The sequence below is a fragment of the Aromatoleum evansii genome (genome assembly GCF_012910805.1).
Classification (GTDB): Bacteria; Pseudomonadota; Gammaproteobacteria; order Burkholderiales; family Rhodocyclaceae; genus Aromatoleum; species Aromatoleum evansii.
The window spans coordinates 1-8,849 of the sequence record NZ_WTVK01000106.1; the positions used below are offsets into that span (position 1 = coordinate 1).

The window sequence follows — 8,849 nt, forward strand, 5'->3', positions numbered from 1 at the left end:
ACAGGGCGCCTTGTTTGTGGTCGATGCCGCGCATGGGAATAATCGGTGTCGTAATGCGAACGTAATTATATCAGCCGTAGAACCCGCGTAGATGCTGGAAAACGTATTAAATCAACACCCTGCTAGGCCGAAGGGGCCGACGATCATCCCCACCGCGAGAAAGCCCAGCACCGGGTTGATGCTGCGCCGCTGCAGCAGCGGAATGAGCACGCCGGCGAGCGCGAGGAAGAGGATGACTTCGTGGAGGAAGGCGGGAGCGTCGTGCGCGTCCATCGGGGGACTTTGTATTTGTGTGTGCCGTTATCAAGGCGGCAATCAAATACCACCGTTCGCGCTGAGCCCGTCGACTTCGCTCAGGACAGGCCCGTCGAAGGGCTCAGCCCGAACGGTATCTAATTGCCAGCCTCATAGTTTAGCGGATCGGTGCGCCCTAAGAATGCACTGATCACGCTGTCCACGGAGTGATGGCGCCGCCCGCGTAATGCGCGTGTCACGGGTTGGATCCCGCCAGCAGGGCTTCCTCGCGTTCCTGTTGCTGCAGGGCCCACATGCGGGCGTAGTCGCCGCCACGGGCGAGCAGCTCGGCATGCGTGCCGCGCTCGACGATGTGGCCCTGGTCGAGCACGATGATCTCGTCGGCGTTCATGATCGTCGACAACCGGTGAGCGATCACGAGCGCGGTGCGTCCTTCGGCGGCGAGGTCGAGCTGCGCCTGGATCGCCTTTTCGGTCTTGGAGTCGAGCGCCGAGGTGGCTTCGTCGAAGATCAGGATGGCCGGGTTCTTCAGCAGCGCACGCGCGATCGCGACGCGCTGCTTCTCGCCGCCGGAGAGCTTCAGTCCGCGCTCACCCACGCGTGTCTCCCAGCCGTCCGGCAGGCGCGCGATGAATTCGGTGAGCTGGGCGGCGCGCGCGGCGGCCTCGACCTCGGCTCGGCTCGCCTCGGGACGGCCGTACTGGATGTTGTAGTAGAGCGTGTCGTTGAACAGCACGGTGTCCTGCGGCACGATCCCGATCGCCTGGCGCAGGCTCGCCTGCGTGAGCGCGCGCAGGTCGTGGCCGTTCACACGGATCGCACCCTGCTGCACGTCGTAGAAGCGGTACAGCAGGCGCGCGAGCGTCGACTTGCCCGATCCCGAATGGCCGACGACGGCGACGGTGCGGCCGGCGGGAATTGCGAAGTCGACGTCGTGCAGGATGGTGCGCTTGGGGTCGTAGGCGAAGCCGACATGCTCGAAATGCACGCTCGCGGGGCCGGGCGGCAGCGCGACGGCGTCGGGCGCGTCGGCGACCTCGCGGTGCTCGTGCATCAGCCCGAACATGCGCTCGATGTCGGTCAGCGACTGGCGCAACTCGCGGTACAGCACGCCGAGGAAGTTGAGCGGGATGTAGAGCTGGATCAGGAAGGCGTTGACCAGCACGATGTCGCCGATCGTCATCGTGCCCGCTGCGACCCGGCTCGCTGCCTGCCACATCATCGCGGTGACGCCGACCGCGATGATCGCCGCCTGGCCGATGTTGAGCGCCGATAGCGATTTCTGGTTGGTGACCTGCGCATTCGTCCACTTGCGCATCTGCTCGTCGTAGCGGCGCGCCTCGAAGTCCTCGTTGTTGAAGTACTTCACGGTCTCGAAGTTGATCAGGCTATCGATCGCGCGCGCGTTCGCGGCCGAGTCCAGCTCGTTCGCCTGGCGCCGCAGCACCGTGCGCCAGTTCGTGATGCGGATCGTGAAGAAGATGTAGAGCACGAGGGTGCCGAGCGTGATCAGCGCGAACACCGGGTCGTACTGCACCAGCAGGATGCCGATCACGAGGCTGATCTCGATCAGCGTCGGCAGGATGGAGTACAGCGTGTAGCTGATCAGCGAGCCGATCGAGCGCGTGCCGCGTTCGATGTCGCGCGTGAGGCCGCCGGTCTGGCGCTCGAGATGGAAGCGCAGCGACAGCGCGTGCAGGTGGCGGAACACGCGCAGCGCGATCTCGCGCACCGCGTTCTGCGTCACGCGCGCGAACACGATCTCGCGCAGCTCGGTGAACAGCGAGGTCGAGAAGCGCAGCACGCCGTAGGCGAGCAGCAGCGCGGCGGGGACGACGATGAAGGCTTGGTCGGTGGTCAGCGACAGGCCATCGATGAGGCGCTTGAAGATCAGCGGCACGGCCACGTTCGCGCCCTTCGCGGCGACGAGGCAGGACAGCGCGAACAGTACCCGGACCTTGTAGGCCCAGATGTAGGGGAACAGGCTCTTCAGGGTCTGCCAGTCGTGGCGTTCGGTCGGCTCGGGGCCGGGCAGTGCAGTGGATGGTCCGCGTCTCATCGGGCAATTCTATCGTGCCGGCGCTACCATTTCGCCTTTCGCCCGCCCCGTCCGGGGTGCGGCAGACGAAACGGGATGGCGGAACGATGGTGAGCGGTTCGGTGGGCGTGCTGGTCTGGTTGGTCGCGGTGCTGGGCGGGGTGGTTGCCGGGGCGCTGCTGGTGTGGCTGCTGTTGCGCGGTCGCGCGGCCGAGGCGGCTGCAGCGGCGATCGAGCAGGGGCGCGCGGAGGTGCGCGTCGAGCTCGCTGCGGCGACGGAGCGGGCGCGGGCGCTGGAGCAGGAGCGCGCGCAGTCGCTCGCCCAGTTCGACGCCCTGCGGCGCCAGGCGGGCGAGTGGCGGGACGCGCTCGATGCGGTGCGCGACGAGCGCGCGCAGCTCGCCGAACGGGCGACGCGCGTCGCGCCGCTGGAGCAGCAGCATGGTGAGGCGTTGGCACGGCTGGCGACCCTGCAGCGCGAGGCCGGCGAGCAGCGCGAGACGCTCGGGCGGGTGAACTCGCAGCTCGCGGCGGAGCTGAAGGCCGAGCGCGAGCTGCTGGCGGCGCTGCGCGGCGACCTGCAGGCCGAACGGGCCCTGCGCGAGCAGGCGGAGACGCTGGCGAACCGCCTGAATGCCGAACTCGCCGAACTCAACACGCGTTTCGAGGCCGAGCGGCGCGCCGCCGACGAGAAGCTCGCCTTGCTGATCGCGGCGCGCGAGAGCCTCACCGACCAGTTCAAGAGCCTCGCCAACGACATCCTCGAGGAAAAGGCCAAGCGCTTCACCGAGCAGAACCAGGCGAACATCGGCCAGATCCTCGACCCGCTGCGCGTCAAGCTGCAGGAATTCCAGGGCAAGGTCGAGCAGGTCTACGTGCAGGAGGGCAAGGACCGCAGCGCGCTGGCCGAGCAGGTGCGCCAGCTGATGGAGCTCAACCAGTCGCTCTCCCAGGACGCGAAGAACCTCACGCGCGCGCTGAAGGGGTCGAGCAAGGCGCAGGGCAACTGGGGCGAGCTGATCCTCGAACGGGTGCTGGAAGCCTCGGGCCTGAGGAAGGGCGAGGAGTACGATGTGCAGGAAAGCCACACGCGCGACGACGGCTCGCGCGCGCAGCCCGACGTCGTGATCCACCTGCCGGAGGACCGCCACCTGGTCGTCGACGCCAAGGTGTCGCTGACCGCCTACGAGGACTATGTAACCGCGGAGGACGAGGGCGAGCGCAACGCCGCGGCGAAGCGCCACCTGGACTCGGTGCGCGCGCACATCAAGGGGCTGTCGGAGCGCAACTACCAGGACCTGTACGGCCTGAAGTCGCTCGATTTCGTGCTGATGTTCGTGCCGGTCGAGCCCGCCTTCATGCTCGCGGTGACGCACGACCGCGAGCTCTTCATGGACGCGTGGCAGAAGAACGTGCTGCTGGTGAGCCCGTCGACGCTGCTCTTCGTCGTGCGCACGGTGGCCCACCTGTGGCGCCAGGAGGCGCAGAACCGCAACGCGCAGGACATCGCGAAGCGCGGCGCGGAGCTCTACGACAAGCTGGTCGGCTTCGTCGAGGACCTGGAATCGGTCGGCAACCGGCTTGAGCAGGCGCAGAAGGCCTACCACGCCGCGCACAACAAGCTCGCGAGCGGGCGCGGCAACGTGATCCGGCAGGCGGAGATGCTGAAGCAGCTCGGCGTGAAGCCGACGAAGGCGCTCCCCGGGACGATGGTCGAGGCGGCCACCGATGGCGACGACGCGGCCGCGCCGGCCGTTACGGATCAGCACGCGGCCGAGATGCGATAGACGCGCGCCTCCCACGGCGCGAGGCTCAGCGCGTGCCGCGGGCCGTGCGGCGCGACGGCGCGGTTCGCCAGCAGCAGGTCGCGGGATTCGAGCGCGAAGCCCGCGTGGCGGAAGGTCGCGGTGCTGCCCGTGAGGTTGCAGATCACGGCGATGCGTTCGTCGCCCTCGCCGCGGGTGTAGGCGTAGATGCGCGTGCTGCGGGGTGCGAGCGCGCCGTAGCGGCCATGGATCAGCGTGGGCTCGCGCCGGCGCAGCGCTATCAGCGCGCGGTAATGGTGGAGCACCGAGCCGGGGGCGGCCTGCTGGCGGGCGACGTTGGCGGTCCGGTAATCCTGGTGCGCCGCGAGCCACGGCGTGCCGGTCGTGAAGCCGCCGTGCGGGCCGTCGTCCCAGGGCATGGGCGTGCGCGAGGTGTCGCGGCCGGTGCGGCGCATCTCGTCGAGGATCGCGTCCTCGCTCATGCCTGAGGCGCGCATCTCGGCGATGCGGTTGTGCGCGAAGCTGTCGCGGAATTCGGTCAGACTCGCGAATGCGGCGTTGGCGAGGCCCAGCTCCTGCCCCTGGTAGATGAAGGGCGTGCCCTCCATCAGGAAGTACATCGTCGCGAGTGCGGTGGCGCTTTCACGCGGGAAGCGTTGCGGATCGCCCCAGCGCGAGACGACGCGCGGCAGGTCGTGGTTCTCGAGGTATAGCGCGTTCCAGCCGCGGCCGTGCAGCGCGGTCTGCCAGCGGCCGAGGATGCGCTTCAGCGCGCGCACGTCGAGCGCCGCCTGCGGGGCGTTCGACCACAGATGCCAGTGCTCGAACTGCAGGATCATCGACAGGCGCGCACGCGTCGTCCCGACCCATTCCTCGGCCGCGTCCGGGCCGATGCCGTTGGCCTCGCCGACGGTCATCGCGTCGCGTCCGGCGAGCGTCTCGCGACATAGCTCGTCGATGTAGTCGAGGATGCCGGCGACGTTCATGTGGAAGGGGTAGGCGGCGACCTGCGCGAGGCCCTGCGGATTGGGCATGTCGGGCAGTCCCGGCGCCTTGCGGATGTGGGTGATCGCGTCGATGCGAAAGCCGTCCACGCCCTTGTCCAGCCACCAGCGCATCATCGCGTGGATCGCCGCGCGCACGGCCGGGTTCTCCCAGTTCACGTCGGGCTGGCGGCGCGTGAAGAGGTGCAGGTACCACTGGTCCGTCGTGACGTCGTGCTCCCATGCGGGGCCGCGGAAGATGCTCTCCCAGTTGTTCGGCGGGGCGCCGTCGCGCCCGTCGCGCCAGATGTACCAGTCGCGCTTCGGGTTGTCGCGCGAGGCGCGCGACTCGACGAACCACGGGTGCTCGTCGCTGGTGTGGTTGATGACGAGGTCGAGGATCACGCGCATGCCGCGGCGGTGTGCGTCGGCGAGCAGGCGGTCGAAGTCGGCCAGGGTGCCGAACTCGGCCATGATCGCGCAGTAGTCCGAGATGTCGTAGCCGTTGTCGTCGTTGGGCGAGCAGTAGATCGGACACAGCCACAGCGTGTCGACGCCGAGCCATAGCAGGTAGTCGAGGCGCGCGAGGATGCCCGGCAGGTCGCCGATGCCGTCGCCGTCGGTGTCCATGAAGCTGCGCGGATAGATCTGGTACACGACCGCGCGTTGCCACCATTTGTCGTCCATCGTGCCGCTCCTCGCGCATCGCGTGATGCCAGTCTGCCGCAGCCGCACGAACATCTCCGTGCAATAAGGCAGGGATGGTATGTGCGTTCGCGGCTAGAGTGATGCGAGGGATGGTCCTGAGCGATCTGACCCGGCAACGAAGAACCGTTCGGGCTGAGCCTGTCGAAGCCCCGCAATCGCCCTTCGACGGGCTCAGGGCGAACGGTTGGTCTCGATTGCCGCCTTGATGACGACGAACGGAGGCCGGATCATGGAAGCGACGAGTCCGAAACTGCGCGGCGTGAACCTCGGCAGCTGGCTGCTGCTCGAGAAGTGGATGGTCCCGAGCCTGTTCGAGGGGCTGGCCGCCACCGACGAGACGACCTTCTGCGCCGAACTGGGGCCGGTCGCCGCGACCGAGCGCCTGCGCGTGCACTGGAACCGCTGGGTCACGCGCGAGGACTTCGCGTGGATCGCCGAGCGCGGCCTCAACGCAGTGCGCATCCCCTACGGGCACTGGATCTTCGGGCCGGATTACCCCTGGCACCGCGCTTACGGTGAACACCGCCATCCCTTCGCCACCGGCGGCATCGAGGTGCTCGACCGCGCGATGGACTGGGCGCAGGAGTTCGGCATCCGCGTGATGCTGGACCTGCACGCCGCGCCCGGCTGCCAGAACGGTTTCGACAATGGCGGGATCATGGGGGTGTGCGAGTGGCACACGCAGCCCGACTACCTCGAACATGCACTGTCCGTGCTCGAACGCATTGCCGCGCGCTACAGCAGTCACCCGGCGCTGCACGCGATCGAGTGCCTCAACGAGCCGCGCTGGGACGTGCCGACCGACTACCTGAAGGACTTCTACCTCGCCGCCTACGAGCGCATCCGCAAGCACTGCCCGGCCGAGCGCGTCGCGGTGGTGTTCCACGACGGTTTCCGCTCCTTCCGAGAGTACGTCGGTTTCATGCAGGCGCCCGAGTACCGCAATGTGATCTTCGACCTGCACCGCTACCAGTGCTTCGACCGCCGCGATATCGACTCCGACATCTTCGCCCACATGGGCAAGGCCGGCGGCGAGTGGCGCGAGGAGGCCGACGCGATCAATGCCGAGCTGGGCCTGCCCGCGGTGTGCGGGGAATGGAGCCTGGGGCTCGATCTGCGCGTGGTCTCGCTGTGGGCCGAGGGGCCGTTCAACCATGCGCTGGAGCACATGGACGAGTTCCAGCAGACCGTCGCCAACCGCGGCTACGCGGCGGCTCAGTTGCTGGCGTTCGAGAAGTATCTCGGCTGGTTCTTCTGGAGCTACAAGACGGAGACGACGCCGGCGTGGTGCTTCCGCGACTGCGTCGAGCGCGGCTGGCTACCGTCCGACTTCCGCTGAGCCGGTGACGGGGGCAGGGCTCGCGGCGGGGACGCTCCCGTCGCTGCCCGCCTTCAGTTCGGGCGTCCCGACGCGGTGCAGTTCCAGCTTGCGGTGGAAGTGTCGCTCGAGGCCGCCGTGGCGCATCACCGACAGCACCGTCATGTCGGGCATTTCGCGGTGCATCATCTCCAGGATGCCGGCCTCGCCCTTGGCGTCGAAGGCGTCGGTCGTGTCCTCGAGGAACACCCAGGCGGGCCGTTGCAGGAAGAGCCGCGCCGTGCTCAGTCGCTGCTGCGCGCGCAGCGGCAGCACGTGGTTCCAGTCGTCGGATTCGTCCAGGCGCGGGGCGAGCCAGTCGATGCCCGCGCATTCGAGCGCGCGGTGCAGCTCTGGCGTCGGGTAGCGCTCGGGCGGGTGCGGGTAGCACAGCATGGCGCGCAGCGTGCCGGTCGGCAGGAAGGGGCGCTGCGGCAGGAAAACCATTTCCGGGCCTTCGGGCAGGCGGATCTCGCCGCTGCCCCACGGCCACAATCCCGCCACCGCCTTGAACAGCGCCAGGGTCACGTGCGCGTCGCCGACGATCAGGATGCGCTCGCCGCGCCGCACGCGCAGTTCCAGGCCGCGCAGCAGCGGCTCGCCGGTCTGGGTGTCCAGCGACAGGCCGCACAGATGCAGCTCGGGCTTGGTCGAATGGCCGATCCTGATGCGTGCGGGCTCGCCCTGATGGTCGATGACGTCGAGTCGCAGCATGTCGTCGTGCAGGTTCACGACGCGGCCCGCCGAGGTGCGCCACATCGCGATCTCGCCCAGCTTGTCGATCGGCCAGGACAGCGCCGACGCCAGCCGCTCGAAGGCCTGTGCCGCCTGCATCAGGCCGCCCAGCGTCAGGGCACCGGCGATGAACTGCGGCGCCGCGACGAGGATGGGGAAGATCGGCATCAGGTTGCCGTACGCGGTCGAGAACGACACGATGCCGAGGTAGGCGAAGGTCTGCCGGTTCCAGCCGCGCGCGACGTCGCCGAAGAGCTGCACGGCGCTGCGCCGCTCCATGCGTTCGCCGTGCGTCAGCGCGATCGCCTCGGCGTTCTCGCGCGCCCGCGCGAGGCTGAAGCGCAGGTTGGCCTCCACGCTCTGCAGGCGGTTCGTCGCGCGCACGAGCGGGCGGCCGAGCAGGTAGCCGATCGCCGCGCCGCCTCCCGCGTAGGCGAAGGCCAGCAGCACCATGTAGCCGGGCACCTCGAACTCGCTGCCGGGAATCGGCGCGCTGCCCGACACTTCCGCGAGGATCGCGATGAAGGCCCAGCCGACGAGCAGCGAATAGGTCAGCGAGTGCGCGAGACTGATCGCCGCCTCGGTGGAGATGCGGATGTCCTCGGCGATGCGCTGGTCGGGGTTGTCGTGCTCGCCTTTCAGGAACTGCAGGCGGTAATGGCGCGAGCGTGTCATCCACTGGTCGACCAGGTTCGCCGTGAGCCAGCGCCGCCAGTCCAGCTGCAGCCAGCGCTTGACATGCATGTGCAGCGCGGTGACGCCCATCGTCAGCGCGAGGATCAGCGCGAAGACGAGGATCTGCTGCAGCAGCGCATCCAGCGAGCGCGCTTCCAGCGCATCGAAGAACGCGCGGTTCCAGTAGCTCGTCCACATCACCAGCGCCACCTGGCTCAGCGTCAGGGCAAGGAGGAGCAGCGTCGCGGCGCCGATCTTCCAGCGATGCTCGGACTTCCAGTAGGGCAGCGCGAGGCGGGCGAACCGTCGCACCGCATGGCCGGGGGAGGGGG

At 68.4% G+C, this 8,849-nt stretch carries 6 protein-coding genes; 2 read left to right on the plus strand and 4 right to left on the minus strand.

Annotated elements, in window-relative coordinates; translation table 11 throughout:
* Window positions 1-111: 111 nt before the first annotated feature.
* The gene (locus GO615_RS26600) at window positions 112-273 is read right to left on the minus strand and encodes a hypothetical protein (RefSeq protein ID WP_169132875.1); all 162 of its coding nucleotides are present in this window, start codon (window positions 271-273) and stop codon (window positions 112-114) included.
* A gap of 217 nt (window positions 274-490) precedes the next feature.
* Window positions 491-2,314, minus strand: coding sequence for an ABCB family ABC transporter ATP-binding protein/permease (locus tag GO615_RS26605; protein ID WP_169132876.1), 1,824 nt, complete (start codon window positions 2,312-2,314; stop codon window positions 491-493).
* Between the two features lie 86 nt (window positions 2,315-2,400).
* Between GO615_RS26605 and GO615_RS26610 the strand changes: the two genes are divergently transcribed.
* Window positions 2,401-4,080, plus strand: coding sequence for a DNA recombination protein RmuC (locus GO615_RS26610; protein WP_246262475.1), 1,680 nt, complete (start codon window positions 2,401-2,403; stop codon window positions 4,078-4,080).
* Here the strand turns inward: GO615_RS26610 and GO615_RS26615 are convergent.
* On the minus strand, window positions 4,056-5,729 hold the full coding sequence (locus tag GO615_RS26615; protein WP_211167381.1) for an alpha-glucosidase: 1,674 nt from the start codon (window positions 5,727-5,729) through the stop codon (window positions 4,056-4,058). The two genes, GO615_RS26610 and GO615_RS26615, sit on opposite strands and share 25 nt — an antisense overlap.
* 250 nt (window positions 5,730-5,979) lie before the next feature.
* Here GO615_RS26615 and GO615_RS26620 point away from each other — a divergent pair, with 250 nt between their 5' ends.
* Window positions 5,980-7,089 carry a glycoside hydrolase family 5 protein gene (locus GO615_RS26620; RefSeq protein WP_169132877.1) on the plus strand — a complete coding sequence of 370 codons (1,110 nt, stop codon included), beginning with the start codon at window positions 5,980-5,982 and terminating at the stop codon, window positions 7,087-7,089.
* Here the strand turns inward: GO615_RS26620 and GO615_RS26625 are convergent.
* Window positions 7,069-8,829 carry an ABC transporter ATP-binding protein/permease gene (locus GO615_RS26625; RefSeq protein ID WP_422614258.1) on the minus strand — a complete coding sequence of 587 codons (1,761 nt, stop codon included), beginning with the start codon at window positions 8,827-8,829 and terminating at the stop codon, window positions 7,069-7,071. The two genes, GO615_RS26620 and GO615_RS26625, sit on opposite strands and share 21 nt — an antisense overlap.
* Window positions 8,830-8,849: the final 20 nt, after the last annotated feature.

Excerpts from the sequence above, each read along its gene's own strand:
- GO615_RS26600 (WP_169132875.1), bottom strand. The coding sequence starts at position 273 with ATGGACGCGCACGACGCTCCCGCCTTCCTCCACGAAGTCATCCTCTTC.
- GO615_RS26605 (WP_169132876.1), bottom strand. The coding sequence starts at position 2,314 with ATGAGACGCGGACCATCCACTGCACTGCCCGGCCCCGAGCCGACCGAA.
- GO615_RS26610 (WP_246262475.1), top strand. The coding sequence starts at position 2,401 with ATGGTGAGCGGTTCGGTGGGCGTGCTGGTCTGGTTGGTCGCGGTGCTG.
- GO615_RS26615 (WP_211167381.1), bottom strand. The coding sequence starts at position 5,729 with ATGGACGACAAATGGTGGCAACGCGCGGTCGTGTACCAGATCTATCCG.
- GO615_RS26620 (WP_169132877.1), top strand. The coding sequence starts at position 5,980 with ATGGAAGCGACGAGTCCGAAACTGCGCGGCGTGAACCTCGGCAGCTGG.